Source organism: Streptomyces sp. NBC_00012 (assembly GCF_045040875.1).
Taxonomy (GTDB): Bacteria; Actinomycetota; Actinomycetes; order Streptomycetales; family Streptomycetaceae; genus Streptomyces.
Genome location: NZ_CP108309.1, coordinates 4,536,028 through 4,550,922 on the forward strand (window position 1 = coordinate 4,536,028; position 14,895 = coordinate 4,550,922).

A 14,895-nucleotide genomic window follows, 5' to 3' on the forward strand; every position below is an offset into this window, starting at 1 on the left:
TATATCAGCTGACCTCTACGATGATGCTACCCGCCAGTAATAAGACGCAACCCCTCAAGGTCCCGATGTGTCCGATTACTCTTTGCGGTATGTACGGCTACGACCAGAACCCTGGTGCACAGCAGCAGATGGGTGGCGGCTACGGCGAGCAGCCGCTGTATCCCGAGCCCTCGCCGCCGTCCCTGGGCGACGCGGTACGGGCCTTCACCACCGGCTCGCTGTCCGCCGAGGACTTCCAGCAGATCTTCGCTACATCGAAGGTCTACTGCCCGCGCGGCGACAACCCCGGCTTCCTGGCGCTGCACAACACCCAGCAGCCGGTGATCCCGATGTTCACCACGCTCAAGGAGCTGCGGCTGTACGCGGGCAAGGAGTCCAAGTACTTCGTGATCACCGGGGCCGAGGTGATCGACCTGCTGCCGACCGGCTACGGCTTCGTCCTCGACATGGAGGGGGAGCACCGCATGGTCTTCGACGCGAAGGCCGTGGAGCAGATGGTCGACTTCGCGATGCGCCGTATGTACGGCTGACGTCCGGTCCTCCGGGGGCCCGCACCGCTCGTCGGTGCGGGCCCTTTCCGTTGCCCTTCCGCAGCCCCTTTCCGTTGCCCCCGGCCGCCCTCCCCGATGCTCCGGGCGGGTGGGAAGCGCGGCGGGAATGAAGTGCGCCTTGCAAGATGTTCACCATTCAACTAAATTGAAGGCAGGACGATCCCGGAGGTGGCCCCCATGCCCGCAGTGACTGTCGAAAACCCGCTCACCCTGCCCAAGGTCGCCGCTTCCGGCGACGCGACGCCCCGTCCCGTGCTTGCCGTGACCACGGCGCCGAGCGGATTCGAGGGCGAGGGCTTCCCGGTTCGCCGTGCGTTCGCCGGGATCAACTACAAGCACCTCGATCCGTTCATCATGATGGACCAGATGGGCGAGGTGGAGTACGCGGCCGGTGAGCCGAAGGGCACCCCTTGGCACCCGCACCGCGGCTTCGAGACCGTCACGTACCTGATCGACGGAACCTTCGTCCACCAGGACTCCAACGGTGGCGGTGGCACCATCCAGAACGGCGACACCCAGTGGATGACCGCCGGCTCCGGCCTCCTGCACATCGAGGCCCCGCCGGAGTCCCTGGTGATGTCGGGCGGCCTCTTCCACGGCCTCCAGCTCTGGGTGAACCTGCCCAAGGCCGACAAGATGATGGACCCCCGCTACCAGGACATCCGCGGCGGTCAGGTCCAGCTCCTCGCCTCCCCGGACGGCGGCGCGCTGCTTCGCGTCATCGCCGGTGAGCTCGACGGGCACGAAGGCCCCGGCGTCACGCACACCCCGATCACGATGATCCACGCCACCGTGCGCCCCGGCGCCGAGGTGACCCTGCCGTGGCGCGAGGACTTCAACGGACTCGCCTATGTGCTGGCCGGCCGCGGCACCGTCGGTGCGGAGCGCCGCCCCGTCCACATGGGGCAGACCGCGGTCTTCGGCGCCGGTTCCTCGCTGACCGTCCGCGCGGACGAGAAGCAGGACGGCAACACCCCGGACCTGGAGGTCGTGCTGCTCGGCGGCCGTCCGATCCGCGAGCCGATGGCGCATTACGGGCCGTTCGTGATGAACAGCCAGGCCGAACTGAAGCAGGCCTTCGAGGACTTCCAGGCCGGCCGCCTCGGCACCGTGCCCGCGGTTCACGGAATGTGACACCCGCAGTCGGAGTGTGATAGTCCGTCATTCATAGAGCCCCACAAGCGGGACATCGCACCCGCGCCGTGATTGGGTGGGAGGGTGCAGAACCAAAATCCCCTCCTGCCCGATGCCGCGCGGCGCACAGCTGCATGGTGCGGCGTGGTTCTCCTCGTCACCGGGGTCGCCGCAGTCGCCATCTGGCTGTGCGTCATCTTCAAGGCCGCGGTCACTCCCGTGCTGCTCGCGCTGCTCGGTACGGCGCTGCTCGGTCCGGTGCACCGCTGGCTGACCGCCCGCGGACTGAAGCGCTCGCTCGCCGCGGCGCTCACCTGTGTACTGCTCGTCGCGGTGGTCGGCGGCGCCGGGTACATCGTCGTCACCGCGCTCGTCGACACCGGTGACCAGATTGTCCGGTCGCTGAAGGACACCGCGCAGTGGGTCGTCGACCACTTCGGGATCGGCAAGAACACCAGTGTGGACGACCTGGTGGCCAACGCCCAGAAGCTCGTCGAGAAGTTCGGCGCGAGCGCCGCGGGCGGGCTGCTCTCCGGGCTCAGCCTGGTCGGCTCGCTCATCGCCACCAGCGTCCTCGCCCTCCTGCTGACCTTCTTCTTCCTGCGCGACTCCGACCGGGCCGCGCAGCTCGCCCACTCGGTCGCCCCGCGCGGGACCGGGGAGCTGGTCGAGGCGATGGGGCGGCGGGCCTTCGAGGCCGTCGAAGGCTTCATGCGGGGCACCACGTTCATCGCACTGATCGACGCCCTCTGCATCACCATCGGGCTGCTGATCCTGCGCGTTCCCGGCGCGGTGGGGCTCGGGGCGCTGGTCTTCGTCGGTGCCTACATCCCGTACCTCGGGGCCTTCATCTCGGGCGCCGTCGCGGTCCTGGTCGCGCTCGCCGACCGGGGGTTCGTGATCGCGCTCTGGGCGCTGGGGGTCGTGCTCGCCGTGCAGGTGCTGGAGGGCCATGTCCTGCAGCCGGTGATCCAGAGCCGTACGGTGCAGATGCACCCCGCCATGATCATGATCGCGATCACCGCGGGCGCCAGTGTGGCGGGTCTGCTGGGCATGCTGCTCGCGGTCCCGGTCTGTGCGGCGGCCTTCGGTGTCCTCGGCGAACTGCGCGGGGACCGCGCGGGGCCGCGGCCCGGCCCGGCTCCGGAGGGCGCCTGACCCGGGCCGACCGGCAACGGGTGCGGCGACAGGCTCTCAGTCCGCCGGCCCCGACTCGTACAGCTCGAACCAGATCGACTTTCCCGCCCCCTGCGGGTCCACCCCCCACGCGTCGGCGAGCATCTCCATCAGCACCAGCCCGCGGCCGCTGGAGGCCATCTCCCCGGGGCGCCGCTTGTGCGGCAGCTCGTCGCTGCCGTCGGACACCTCCACGCGCAGCCGGCGCTCGCCGTGCTCCCCCGTCGCCTGCGCGAGCATCAGCGCGTCCCCGTCCGTGTGGACGAGGACATTGGTGGCCATCTCGGAGATCATCAGCACCGCCGCGTCGACCTGCTCCGGATCCGCCCAGTCGTGCAGCAGGTCCCGCATCTGCTGCCGGGCCGCCGCGATCCGCTCCGGCTCGGCCTGCGCGATGGTCAGCGCGGTGCGCCGGGGCACCGGCTGCCGCCGCGTCGCCCCGTCGTACCGGAGCAGCAGCAGGGCGATGTCGTCCTCCCGGCGGTCCGCCAGCGGTCCCGTCGTGTAGTGCGATGTCGGCCCGTGCACGGCCTGCACGAGGGCGTCGGCGAGCTTCTCCAGGTCGGCGGTCTGCTGCTCCAGGACCGGCCGCAGCCGGTCCCAGCCGGAGAACATGTCATGGCCGCCGGTCTCGATCAGCCCGTCCGTGCAGAGCATGATCGTTTCTCCGGGCCCCAGGGTGAGCCGGCTCGTCGGATAGTCGGCGTCCGTCTCGATGCCGAGCGGCATTCCGCCCTCGGTCTGGTGGATCATCGCCGTCCCGTCGGCGGTGATCACCACGGGATCGGGGTGACCGGCCCGCGCGATGTCGAGCGTGCCGGTCTCCGGATCGGTCTCCGCGTACAGACAGGTGGCGAAGCGCGGCCCGGTCTCCTCCCCGTCCTCGTACGCGTCGGTGAGCCCGGAGAGGAAGCGCGACGCCCGCGAGAGCACCGCGTCCGGACGGTGCCCCTCGGAGGCGTACGCGCGCAGGGCGATCCGCAGTTGCCCCATCAGACCGGCGGCCCGCACGTCGTGGCCCTGGACATCGCCGATGACCAGGGCGATGCGGCCGTTGGGCAGCGGGATCATGTCGTACCAGTCGCCGCCGACCTGGAGCCCGCCGCCGGTCGGGATGTAGCGGGCGGCGACCGTCATCCCCGGGATGTCGGGGCCGAGCGTCGGCATCATCGAGCGCTGGAGCCCCAGCGACAGCTCCCGCTCGGTCTCGGCGACCCCGGCCCGGGTCAGCGCCTGCGCCAGCATCCGGGCCACGGTCGTCAGTACGGACCGCTCGTCCGGCGAGAACGACACCGGGTGCTTGAACCCCGCCATCCAGGCGCCCATGGTGTGCCCGGCGACGATCAGCGGCAGGAAGGCCCAGGAGCGGCGCCCGAAACGGCTGGCGAGCGGCCAGGTGACCGGGTAGCGGCGGCTGTAGTCCTCGGGCGAGGGCAGATAGATCGCCCGCCCCGTCCGAACCACCTCGGCGGCCGGGTAGTCGGTCTCCAGCGGCATGTCGGTGAACGGGTCCTCGTCGCCCACGCTGTGCCCGTGGTGCCCGATGATCGTCAGCCGCTCGCCCGCGACGCCGAAGACCGCCAGGCCGTCCGGCGAGAACCCCGGCATGGAGAGTGAGGCGGCGACCCGCAGCACCTCCGCGGTCGACCTGGCCTCGGCCAGCGCCCGGCCCGCGTCCAGCAGGAAGGCCTCGCGGGAGCGGCGCCAGTCCCCGGTGATGGGGGTGTGCGCCCCAGTGGCGCCGGGCTGCGGCTCGGCGACCTCCTGGAGGGTGCCGACCAGTACGTAGTCCGCGGCGCCCGTCGTCTTGTTGACCGCCCTGACCGGGAGCGGCCTGGAGCGGCTGCGCACGGTGCGGAGCACCCGGCCGCTCACGTCCACGATGCGCAGCCGGGCCTCGGCGAGCGTGCCCTCGGCGCGCGCGAGGCTCACCACCCCGTAGATCTCGTTCCAGTCGACGGGGTGGAAGCGGGAGCGCACCACGGACTCGCGGAAGACACCGGCCGCGGCGGGCAGCTCCAGGAGCCGGGCCGCCTCCGCGTCGAGCGTGACGGTCCCGGCTGCGTTGTCCCAGCGCCACAGACCGGTCGCGGTCGCGGCCAGGACGTCCTCGGTGCGCATTGCCCCACTTTAAGAAGGTCTGCTCCCCGGACGCCACCGAAGGGGGGCCTCCGAGACCCCTCGGCGGACCCCGGATGATCTTGAAATGTCAATGTCAATGATTCGGTGCGGGTACGGGCGGTAGCCTGGGGAGGCTGAATCCACCCCGAACCGCGAAGACTGGATGAACGACGATGCATCGGTACAGGTCCCACACCTGCGGCGAGCTCCGCGCCTCTGACGTCGGCACCGACGTCCGACTGAGCGGCTGGCTGCACAATCGCCGAGACCTGGGTGGCATCCTCTTCATCGATCTGCGCGACCACTACGGTCTGGTGCAGCTGGTCGCCCGCCCTGGCACACCCGGCAACGAGGCGCTGGCGAAGCTCACCAAGGAGACCGTCGTAAGGATCGACGGCAAGGTCTCCGCGCGCGGCGCCGACAACGTCAACCCGGAGCTCCCGACCGGCGAGATCGAGATCGAGGTCACCGAGGTCGAGGTGCTGGGCGAGGCCGCCCCGCTGCCCTTCACGATCAACACCGAGGACGGGGTCAACGAGGAGCGGCGCCTGGAGTACCGCTTCCTGGACCTGCGCCGCGAGCGCATGCACCGCAACATCATGCTGCGCTCGGCGGTCATCGCCTCGATCCGCGCCAAGATGGTGGCCCTCGGCTTCAACGAGATGGCGACGCCGATCCTCACCGCGACCTCCCCCGAGGGCGCCCGTGACTTCGTCGTCCCGTCCCGGCTGAACCCGGGCAAGTTCTACGCCCTGCCGCAGGCCCCGCAGCAGTTCAAGCAGCTGCTGATGATCTCCGGCTTCGACCGCTACTTCCAGATCGCGCCGTGCTTCCGCGACGAGGACGCCCGTGCGGACCGTTCGCCCGGCGAGTTCTACCAGCTCGACGTCGAGATGTCCTTCGTCGAGCAGGAGGACGTCTTCCGGCCGATCGAGAAGCTGATGACCGAGCTCTTCGAGGAGTTCGGCAACGGCCGCCACGTCACCTCGCCGTTCCCGCGCATCCCGTTCCGCGAGTCGATGCTGAAGTACGGCAACGACAAGCCGGACCTGCGCGCCAAACTGGAACTGGTCGACATCTCCGACGTCTTCGCCGACTCGGAGTTCAAGGCGTTCGCCGGCAAGCACGTCCGCGCCCTCCCGGTCCCGGACACCGCCGGCCAGTCCCGCAAGTTCTTCGACGGCCTCGGCGACTACGCCGTCCAGCACGGCGCCAAGGGCCTGGCCTGGGTCCGCGTCGGCGAGGACGGCACCCTGGCGGGTCCGATCGCCAAGTTCCTCACCGAGACCGACGTGAAGACCCTCACCGAGCGTCTCTCCCTCGTTCCCGGCCACGCGGTCTTCTTCGGCGCGGGCGAGTTCGACGAGGTCTCCAAGATCATGTCCGCCGTCCGCGTCGAGGCCGCCAAGCGCGCCGGCCACTTCGAGGAGGGCGTCTTCCGGTTCTGCTGGGTCGTCGACTTCCCGATGTACGAGAAGGACGAGGACACCGGGAAGATCGACTTCTCCCACAACCCCTTCTCGATGCCCCAGGGCGGCATGAAGGACCTGGAGGAGAAGGACCCGCTGGACATCCTCGCCTGGCAGTACGACATCGTCTGCAACGGCATCGAGCTGTCCTCCGGCGCCATCCGTAACCACGAGCCCGAGGTGATGCTCAAGGCCTTCGAGATCGCCGGTTACGACCGCGAGACCGTCGAGCACGAGTTCGCGGGCATGCTCCGCGCCTTCCGCCTCGGTGCCCCGCCGCACGGTGGCATCGCCCCCGGCGTCGACCGCATCGTGATGCTGCTGGCCGACGAGCCCAACATCCGCGAGACGATCGCCTTCCCGCTCAACGGCAACGCCCAGGACCTGATGATGGGCGCCCCGACGGAGCTGGACGAGACCCGGCTGCGCGAGCTGAACATCCAGCTCCGCAAGCCGGTCGCGACGGTGAAGGAAAAGGCGGACGCCAAGGACGTCAGGGACTCCGTGGCGAGGGACACCGGCGCGAAGTAGGCGTCACCGGATCCGCTTCGGTTCCACGTGAAACATCCCCCGGCCGGGGTCGGCCGGGGGATGTTCGCGTTTGCGGCGGGCTGTCTCAGGCCGCGCTCAGAGCCACCGTCGGGTGGAGCCGGGAGGCGCGGATCGCCGGATAGAGGCCCGCGACCACCCCGATCAGGAGGGTGGCGGCCAGGCCGCCCGCCATGGACCACGGCGGGACCACCGCCGTCCACCCCTGGACCCGCGCGAAGCCGTACGTCGCCGCCGCGCCCAGCAGCGCGCCCGTCGCCCCGCCCAGTGCCGACAGCAGCAGCGACTCGGTCAGGAACTGGAGCCGGATCGCACCCCTGGTCGCGCCCAGCGAGCGCCGCAGACCGATCTCCTGGCGGCGTTCCAGCACGGAGATGACCATGGTGTTGGCGACGCCCACCCCGCCGACCAGCAGGGCCACCGCGCCCAGACCGAGCATCAGGTTCGTCAGGCCCTCGTCGGTGGCGGCCTTGGCGGCCAGCGCGTCCGAGGGGCGGGAGACCTTGATGCCCGCTTCGCTGCCGGGGCTGATGGTGCGGGCAAGCACCGCCCGTACGTCCTCGACCGAGGCGTCCGTGGAGCGCTCGAAGACGGTGGTGGGGTGGCCGTCGAAGCCGAAGTGGCGCTCGGCGGCGGGGAATCCGACCATGGCCACCCGGTCCAGGTTGGGGACCAGTTCGAGCGGTTCGAGGATGCCGACGACGACCACCCGCGTGTCGTTCATCATGATCGTCTCGCCGGTGCTGGTGATGCCCAGGCGCTCCGCCGCCACCGCGCCGAGCACCGTCACCGGGAGGCGTTCGCGGGCCGGGTCGAGCCAGACGCCCTTCGCGACCCGGCCGCCGAGCGTGGACAGCAGGTCGATGCGGGCCGCCTGGGCGGTGACGCCGGCGGTGCGCTCCTCGGGGACCACATCGCTGCGGCGGATGCGGGCGTCGACGTCGGCGCCGGCCGTGGCGTGCCGTACCGGGCCGATGCGCTCGACCATCGCGACCGCGTTCTTCGGCAGCCGGACCGGCTGTCCCATGGCGTCCTGGCCCGCCTCGGCGGTGAGGAGGTTGGTGCCGAGGCGGTCGAGCCGGGCCATCAGGTCGGCGCGGCTCGACTCGGACAGGCCGACGACCGCGACCATGGTCGCGATGCCGATCGCGATGCCGAGCGCCGAGAGCACCACGCGCGCACGACGGGCGCGGAGGCCGACCGCGCCGACGCGGAGGACGTCGCGGGGGGAGAGACGGGCGGGCCTGAGGTCGTTCTTCATGAACCGGCCCCTTCCGTACGAGGGTCCAAGGGCACCCCGGAACGCGTGTCCGAGACGATCTCGCCGTCCCGGAAGCGGACCCGGCGCGGCAGCGAGTCCGCGATCCCGTGGTCGTGGGTGATCACGCAGACGGTGGTGCCGGACGCGTTCAGCTCGTGCAGCAGCGCCATGACGACCTCGCCGGACGCGGTGTCCAGCGCCCCGGTCGGCTCGTCCGCCAGCAGCAGCCGGGGGCCGCCCACCAGGGCGCGGGCGATGGCCACCCGCTGCTTCTCGCCGCCGGACAGTTCGTCTGGCGTGTGCGAGCAGCGGTGGTCCAGACGGACCCTGGCGAGCGCCTCCCGGGCACGCCTGCGCCGTTCCTTCGACGGGACGCCCGCGTACAGCAGTCCGTCGGCGACGTTGTCCACCGCGTCGCGCCCCGCCGCCAGGTGGAAGTGCTGGAACACGAAGCCGATGTGGCGGGCGCGCAGTGCGGAGAGCCGGGAGTCGGAGAGCCGGGACACGTCGTACCCGGCGACCTCGACGGTGCCCGTGGTGGGCTTGTCGAGGGTGCCCATGATGTTGAGCATCGTGGACTTGCCGGAGCCGGACGGGCCGACGACGGCGAGCAGTTCGCCCTCCTGGACGGTGAGGTTCACTCCGCGCAGGGCGTGGACGCCGCCGGGGTACGACTTGGTGGCGTTCCGCAGTTCGATCACCGGGGCCGGTGTCATGACGCGGCCGCTCCGACCTTCAGGCCCTCGCGCACCTCGGGGCCGCTGACCTCGATCTGTCCGTCGGCGGTCATGCCGGTCTCCACCCGGATCATCTGCGAGGTGGTCCCCCGGACGACCTGGAGGCCGTAGCCGCCGTTCTCGCCGCGCAGGGCGACGACCGCCTCGACGGGGACCGCGAGGACCCCCTCGTGCGCCTCGCTGACGAACTTCACGCTCACCGGTTTCCCGGCGTCCTCGCCGGACGCGGCACTCACCCCGCCGTCCAGGACGACCTCGACGACGATGCCGTCCTCGGCGTCCGAGGCGCCGCCGGAGGCCGGCTCCTCGGGGCGCACCGTTCCGGCGACCTTGCCGGCCACGGTCTTCCCGCTCGGCAGGGTGACCTCGACCTTGGTGCCCTTCGAGGTGAGCGCGCCGTCGGTCTGCTCCAGTTCCGCCCGTACGACGGGCCGGGTGGAGGCGATCGTCAGGACCGGCTCGTCCGGGCCGACCTGGTCGGCGAGCGAGGCGTCGGCGGAGACCACCTTGACCCGGCCGGGCTGGAAGACGACGTCGCCCCGGCCGACCCGGCCGGTGGTCTCGCGGTTCAGCGACTTCTGCCACTGCTCGACGGCGGCCTCGGTGTCCTTGTCGTACCGCGTGTCGACGTACAGCTGCGAGCCGTACCCCAGGTCGCGCAGATTGCGTTCCAGCTGGAGCACGTCACTGCCCCGGTCGCCCGCCTTCATCTCGCGGAACATCGGGACCGGCCCGTAGAGGAGGGTGACGGGCTTGTCGTTCAGTTCGTACAGCGCCTGTCCCATGGCGACCGTCCTGCCTTCGGGGGCGGCCACCGTGACGGTGCCCTCGACGGCGGACCTGACGGTGCGGCGCTGCGAGAAGTCGAGCCTGCCGTCGACCGTCGTGGACCGCACGAGGTCGGTGCGCACGACGGTCGCGGTGGCGGGCGGCAGGTCGCCGCCCCGAGCGGAGGCACCCGTGTCGTCGCCGTCGCCGAGGAACAGGACGCCCCCGGTGACGGCGGCGGCGAGGGTCAGCGCACCGAGCGTGAGAAGGGTGGCACGGCGCTTCACTGCATGCCGTCCAGACCGTAGAGCAGCTTCGACTCGCACGCCTTGCGGGCCTTCTTGTACGCCGGTGAGTCGGTGTCGATGGACGGGGACGCCGGGTTCGGGTCGCCGCCCGGCTGGGCGTTGCCGCCGCTCATGGTCGGGTTGGTGAACCGGGAGACGCCGTTGTCCCGCATGCACTTGGCGTGCGCGAGCATCGACTCGTAGGACTTCTGCTGGTCGCGCTCGGGCTCGGCGTCCATGGAGGCCCGCAGCTCGGTCACGCAGGCACCGTTCCTGCCGCCCTTGATGCCCTCGTTGCGGCCCGGCTGCGAGCCGATCTCGTTGACCTCGTCCCAGTCGAGGTAGCCGCTGAGCTTGGGGTCGGGGAAGTCCTTGTAGCCGCCCTTGACGCGCATGCACTGGACGTACTTCATCTGGGCGTCGTAGAAGGCGCTCTTGCCGGCGGGCGGGGCGCTCGGCCCGCCCGCGTCCTTCGTGGTGCCGCCGGCCGTCGGCGTCCTCGGCACGTCGGCGACCACGTCGGTCTTCCTCGTACCGTCGGCACCGTCGTCCCCGCCGCCGCAGCCGACGGAGAGGGCGAGCACGGGCAGGGCCACGAGGGCGGTCATGCGCAGCCGGGCGGTGGCGCGGGGGTTCGTCCTGGGAAAGGTCATGCGCCGCACACTGGCCACCCCGGATGATGGCCGCTCCATGGCCACATGATGGGAACGTAACAATGCCCCCGGCCTGCGCCTCCAGCCCTGTCCGGGGCAGACGCGGGCGGTCCGGACATGCCCATAATCGGCCCCATGCCGCATGTGTTGCTCATCGAGGACGACGCGTCCGTACGGGACGGAATGGAGCTCGTGCTGCGCCGGCACGGGTACGGCGTGGAGACCGCCGCCACCGGCGAGCAGGCCCTCGCCCTGCTGGCCGGGGAACGGGGCGCCCGGGTGGAACTGGCCGTCCTGGACCTGATGCTGCCCGGCATGGACGGCTTCGAGGTGTGCCGCCGCATCCGCGCCCGCTCGTCGACCCTGCCCGTCATCATGCTGACCGCACGCGGCGACGACTCGGACATCGTGACCGGCCTGGAGGCGGGCGCCGACGACTACGTCGTCAAGCCGGTCACCGCACCCGTCCTGGAGGCCCGCATCCGGGCCGCGCTGCGGCGGGCGGAACCGTCCGGGCCGGTGCGCGGGGCCACCGACGGCCTCGCCGGGCTGGTGATCGACCGCGCCGGACTGACCGTCACCAAGCACGGCACACCGGTCCCGCTGCCGCCCACCGAACTGCGGCTGCTGCTGGAGCTGTCGGCCGCCCCGGGCCGGGTCCTCAGCCGCGAGCAGCTCCTCGAATCCGTCTGGGACCACACCTTCCTGGGCGACTCCCGGCTGGTGGACGCGGCGGTCGGCCGGCTGCGGGCCAAGCTGGAGGACGTACCGGCCAAGCCCCGGTACGTCCAGACGGTGCGGGGCTTCGGCTACCGCTTCGGGCCGCTGTGAACCGTACGGAGCGGGGCGCCGCGAGCCGTACGGGCAAGGACCGGCGCGGCGCCACCGCGAAACGGCGCTCCCGGCGGCTCGTCGGCGGGCTGCGCGTCCGGCTCGTCGTCACCTTCGTCGTCGTCGCGCTCGTCAGCGCGGTGACCGCGACCGCCCTCGCCTACCGGGACGCCCGCACCGCCGTCCTCCAGCGCACCCAGAACGCCGCCGTGGACGACCTCCGGGAGCGGGTCACCGCGGTCGCCACGGACCTCGACGTACCGCCCGACCAGGAGTCGCTGTCCCGGTTCGCGGCCCGGGTGTCGGACGGCATCGGCGGGCGGATCGTGGTCGCCCGCTACGAGGACCTGTACGCGGTCTCCGACTCCCTGGCCGACACCAGGGCCCGGATCACCACCGAGCTGCGCACCGCCGTCATGACCGGCGACGAGGCCCGGTTCCAGCGGGTGCGGTGGCGGGGCGATCCCTATCTGGTCGTCGGCACGCCCGTCCGGTTCGCCGACGGGGACCGCCGCACCTCCGGCCTGGAGGTCTACGCGATCACCGATCTGCGGGCCGAGCGCGACGACACCGCCGCCCTGCTGGACTCCGTACGGACGGGCATGGTGCCGGTGGTGCTGCTGGCCGCCGTCCTGGCACTGCTGGCCGCGGGCACGGTCCTGCGTCCGGTGCGGAAGCTGGGCCGGGCCACCCGCGAGCTCGCTGCCGGGGACCTCGGCACCCGGGTCGCCGTCTCCGGGCACGACGAACTCGCCGACCTGGCCCGGACGTTCAACGAGACCGCCGACGCGCTCCAGTCCTCCGACGCGGAGCTGCGCGAGCAGGAGGCGAAGGCGCGCCGCTTCGTGGCGGACGTGTCGCACGAACTGCGCACGCCGCTGGCGGCGATGACGATGGTGGCGACCGTCCTGGAGGAGGACGCCGACCAGCTGCCGCCGGACGCGGCACGGGCGGCCCGTACCGTCGGCGCGGAGACGGCACGGCTGTCCCGGCTGGTCGAGGACCTGATGGAGATCTCCCGCTTCGACGCGAAGGCGGTACGGCTGAACGCGGCCGAGGCGGATCTCGCCGACACCGTACGGGCGTCGCTGGCGCTGCGCGGCTGGACGGACCGGGTGCGGGGCGACCTCCCCGAGGGGCTGCGGGCGGTGGTCGACCGGCGCCGGTTCGACGTGATCGTCGCGAACCTGGTGGGCAACGCGCTGCGGCACGGCGCCCCGCCGGTCACCGTGACGCTCGCGACGGCCCCCGGGGCGGACGGGGAGTGGGTGACGCTGGAGGTCGCCGACCACGGTCCCGGGCTGCCTCCGGGGGCACGGGAGCGGGTCTTCGACCGGTTCTACAAGGCGGACGCGGCCCGCACCCGCGGCGCGGCCGACGACAGTGGACAGGGCAGCGGCCTCGGCACGGCGATCGCGCTGGAGAACGCCCGGCTGCACGGCGGCACGATCGAGGTGGCCGACGCGGCGGACGGGTCCGGGCACGGCGCGGTGTTCACACTGCGACTGCCCCTACGACGTACGGGAGAGGACACGGAGTGAAGCTCCGACACGGCATCGCGGCCGCCGCGCTGGGGGCCGCCCTGATGGGTTGCGGCGTCCAGCCGACCGGGGTGATAGGCGCGGGCGAGCCCGCGTCCGGACCGACGCGCGGGATGCGGCTGTACTACGCGTCCGCCGCCGGGCTGCGCGCGGTGCCCCTGCTCGACAAGGAGATCGACGACCTCATCTCGGTGCTGAAGCTGCTCGCCGAGAAGCCGCCGCCGGTCGAGCAGCGGGGCGGGCTCATCTCCCTCGTCCCCCAGCTCGGCGGCTACGAGGCGACCGGCAGGGGCACCCGCGTCACGGTGCGCATGGACGGCCCGTACCCGGGGTCCGGGCGCGACCAGGGCACCGGTCAGCTGGTGTGCACTATGGCGCGCGCCCAGTCCGTACTCGAACCGAAGGTCAGGACCGACGATGTCGAGGTCACCCTGCGACCGTCCGAGGGCGAAGCGCTGGGCCCGTACCGGTGCGCGGAGTTCCTCAACGGGTGAGCCGCGTTCTTCGACGGGTGAGCGCCCAGGACACCGCACCGGACCGCGGGTCCGGCGAACGGGGCCCGGTCGTCGTGGCCCGCTCCTGATGGACCGTCGGAGGGCCGGGCGGGTCCGGTGCGCCACGACGGCCCGGACCGCTGACCCGTGATCAGACCTTCTCGCCCGCCGCGGAACGGAAGGGCCCGGAACCTACACGCACGGAACGGTCCCGCAGCCCATCGGCGCGCGTGTCCGGCCGGGGATACAGCCGTATGGCCCCCGTACGGATTCGCGCTCGCGCGACGCGGCGTTAACTGGGTTCGGCGGTAAGAGGCGTGACGGGGAGCTCGCCTGTGCCGCCGTCACCCCACGACCGCAGAGGAGTCCCCGTGTCCGTGTTCCGTCCGTCGGCCGTCCGGCGTCCCCCGTACGCCGTCCACGTCGGCACCTGTGCCGCCGCGCTGCTGCTGCTCACCGCCTGCGGCGACACCACCGCCGACACCGCCACCGGAAACCCGGCCTTCCGGGCCTCCGCCGGTGTCGCGGGTCCGCAGGTCGACGGGGCACGCAAGCGGGCCGCTCCCGGGCCGCAGGCGCCGGTCGTCCGGCCGCGCGAGATCCCCGCGCTGGGGCCGAAGACCCGGGCCGCGATCCCGGCGTCCTCCAAACAGGTCTTCGTCATCACCGGTGACGACTATGACTCCAGCCTGTCCACCGCGGTCCTCTACGCCCGCGACAACCCCGCCCTGGGCTGGCTGCCCGTCACGACCCGCTGGCCGGCGCACAACGCGCTGAACGGCTGGACCGACGAGCACTGGGAGGGCGACCTCCGCTCCCCGGTCGGGGTCTACGGGCTGACCTACGCGGGCGGCCTGTTCGATCCCCCCGAAACGGCGTTCCCCTACGACCGGAACCCGGCGTTCGTGGTGAGCGGCGAGGGCTTCGACGGGGAGCCGCTCGAAGGGTCCTTCGACTACGTCGTCGCCATCGACTACAACCGCACCCCCGGCGTCACCCCGCTGGACCGGGAACGCCCCCTCGGTCAGGAGCGCGGCGGCGGTATCTGGATCCACGTCGACCACGGCGGCCCGACCCAGGGCTGCGTCTCGCTCCCCCTGGACCGGATGCGGGAACTCCTGAGCACCCTTGACCCGGCGAAGAAGCCGGTCGTCGTGATGGGGGACGCGGAGGCCCTGGAGCAGTGATCCGGGCGGGGACGGGCCCGTGCGCTGAACGTCGGCCGGGTTCCGCAGGGGGTGGTGAACACAGTGGTCGAGCGGAGTGGGCTCGCTCAGGAGGTCTTCGAGGAACCGGGTCCGCTGACCGCGGGCCGCGGTACGG

The 14,895-nt window shown here is 71.8% G+C and carries 13 protein-coding genes; 8 read left to right on the plus strand and 5 right to left on the minus strand.

Features of this window, described 5'->3' with window-relative positions; genetic code table 11:
- The first annotated feature begins 89 nt into the window (after positions 1 to 89).
- The 3 genes from OHA19_RS20845 to OHA19_RS20855 all read left to right on the plus strand — a co-directional run bounded on the left by OHA19_RS20845 (position 90) and on the right by OHA19_RS20855 (position 2,843).
- Positions 90 to 530, plus strand: coding sequence for an SseB family protein (locus OHA19_RS20845; protein WP_072487501.1), 441 nt, complete (start codon positions 90 to 92; stop codon positions 528 to 530).
- A gap of 198 nt (positions 531 to 728) precedes the next feature.
- Positions 729 to 1,685 carry a pirin family protein gene (locus tag OHA19_RS20850; protein ID WP_405714470.1) on the plus strand — a complete coding sequence of 319 codons (957 nt, stop codon included), beginning with the start codon at positions 729 to 731 and terminating at the stop codon, positions 1,683 to 1,685.
- A gap of 84 nt (positions 1,686 to 1,769) precedes the next feature.
- A complete protein-coding gene (locus tag OHA19_RS20855) occupies positions 1,770 to 2,843 on the plus strand; it encodes an AI-2E family transporter (RefSeq protein ID WP_405714468.1) in 1,074 nt (357 codons plus the stop codon).
- A gap of 36 nt (positions 2,844 to 2,879) precedes the next feature.
- Here OHA19_RS20855 and OHA19_RS20860 read toward each other — a convergent pair whose 3' ends face one another.
- Positions 2,880 to 4,982: a SpoIIE family protein phosphatase gene (locus tag OHA19_RS20860; protein WP_405714466.1), complete on the minus strand. Its 2,103-nt coding sequence runs from the start codon at positions 4,980 to 4,982 to the stop codon at positions 2,880 to 2,882.
- 173 nt (positions 4,983 to 5,155) lie between these two features.
- On the opposite strand from OHA19_RS20860, the gene aspS reads away from it, so the two are divergent.
- Entirely contained in the window at positions 5,156 to 6,982 is a 1,827-nt protein-coding gene (gene aspS, locus OHA19_RS20865) for an aspartate--tRNA ligase (RefSeq protein ID WP_405714464.1), read from the plus strand.
- An 85-nt stretch (positions 6,983 to 7,067) separates the two neighbouring features.
- On the opposite strand, the gene OHA19_RS20870 is transcribed toward aspS, so the two are convergent.
- The 4 genes from OHA19_RS20870 to OHA19_RS20885 are packed head-to-tail and all read right to left on the minus strand — an operon-like array spanning position 7,068 to position 10,706.
- Complete coding sequence (locus OHA19_RS20870; protein ID WP_405714462.1) at positions 7,068 to 8,261, minus strand: ABC transporter permease; 1,194 nt, start codon at positions 8,259 to 8,261, stop codon at positions 7,068 to 7,070.
- Complete coding sequence (locus OHA19_RS20875) at positions 8,258 to 8,977, minus strand: ABC transporter ATP-binding protein (protein WP_405714460.1); 720 nt, start codon at positions 8,975 to 8,977, stop codon at positions 8,258 to 8,260. The genes OHA19_RS20870 and OHA19_RS20875 overlap by 4 nt, the downstream gene beginning before the upstream one ends.
- Positions 8,974 to 10,053, minus strand: coding sequence for a peptidoglycan-binding protein (locus OHA19_RS20880; protein WP_405714458.1), 1,080 nt, complete (start codon positions 10,051 to 10,053; stop codon positions 8,974 to 8,976). Before OHA19_RS20880 ends, OHA19_RS20875 begins: the two co-directional genes overlap by 4 nt.
- The gene (locus OHA19_RS20885; protein ID WP_405714456.1) at positions 10,050 to 10,706 is read right to left on the minus strand and encodes a hypothetical protein; all 657 of its coding nucleotides are present in this window, start codon (positions 10,704 to 10,706) and stop codon (positions 10,050 to 10,052) included. Before OHA19_RS20885 ends, OHA19_RS20880 begins: the two co-directional genes overlap by 4 nt.
- A 135-nt stretch (positions 10,707 to 10,841) precedes the next feature.
- Here OHA19_RS20885 and OHA19_RS20890 point away from each other — a divergent pair, with 135 nt between their 5' ends.
- From OHA19_RS20890 to OHA19_RS20905, 4 genes are all read left to right on the plus strand, one after another.
- The gene (locus OHA19_RS20890) at positions 10,842 to 11,537 is read left to right on the plus strand and encodes a response regulator transcription factor (RefSeq protein ID WP_405714454.1); all 696 of its coding nucleotides are present in this window, start codon (positions 10,842 to 10,844) and stop codon (positions 11,535 to 11,537) included.
- Between the two features lie 89 nt (positions 11,538 to 11,626).
- Entirely contained in the window at positions 11,627 to 13,078 is a 1,452-nt protein-coding gene (locus OHA19_RS20895) for an ATP-binding protein (RefSeq protein WP_405721643.1), read from the plus strand.
- Positions 13,075 to 13,572 carry a hypothetical protein gene (locus OHA19_RS20900; protein ID WP_405714452.1) on the plus strand — a complete coding sequence of 166 codons (498 nt, stop codon included), beginning with the start codon at positions 13,075 to 13,077 and terminating at the stop codon, positions 13,570 to 13,572. Before OHA19_RS20895 ends, OHA19_RS20900 begins: the two co-directional genes overlap by 4 nt.
- Positions 13,573 to 13,943: 371 nt before the next feature.
- Positions 13,944 to 14,759, plus strand: a complete 816-nt coding sequence (locus tag OHA19_RS20905) for a L,D-transpeptidase family protein (protein ID WP_405714450.1) — start codon at positions 13,944 to 13,946, stop codon at positions 14,757 to 14,759.
- The last annotated feature ends 136 nt before the right edge of the window (positions 14,760 to 14,895 follow it).

Coding starts and splice junctions, on each gene's coding strand:
- OHA19_RS20845 (WP_072487501.1), top strand. CDS start 90: ATGTACGGCTACGACCAGAACCCTGGTGCACAGCAGCAGATGGGTGGC.
- OHA19_RS20850 (WP_405714470.1), top strand. CDS start 729: ATGCCCGCAGTGACTGTCGAAAACCCGCTCACCCTGCCCAAGGTCGCC.
- OHA19_RS20860 (WP_405714466.1), bottom strand. CDS start 4,982: ATGCGCACCGAGGACGTCCTGGCCGCGACCGCGACCGGTCTGTGGCGC.
- aspS (WP_405714464.1), top strand. CDS start 5,156: ATGCATCGGTACAGGTCCCACACCTGCGGCGAGCTCCGCGCCTCTGAC.
- OHA19_RS20870 (WP_405714462.1), bottom strand. CDS start 8,261: ATGAAGAACGACCTCAGGCCCGCCCGTCTCTCCCCCCGCGACGTCCTC.
- OHA19_RS20875 (WP_405714460.1), bottom strand. CDS start 8,977: ATGACACCGGCCCCGGTGATCGAACTGCGGAACGCCACCAAGTCGTAC.
- OHA19_RS20885 (WP_405714456.1), bottom strand. CDS start 10,706: ATGACCTTTCCCAGGACGAACCCCCGCGCCACCGCCCGGCTGCGCATG.
- OHA19_RS20890 (WP_405714454.1), top strand. CDS start 10,842: ATGCCGCATGTGTTGCTCATCGAGGACGACGCGTCCGTACGGGACGGA.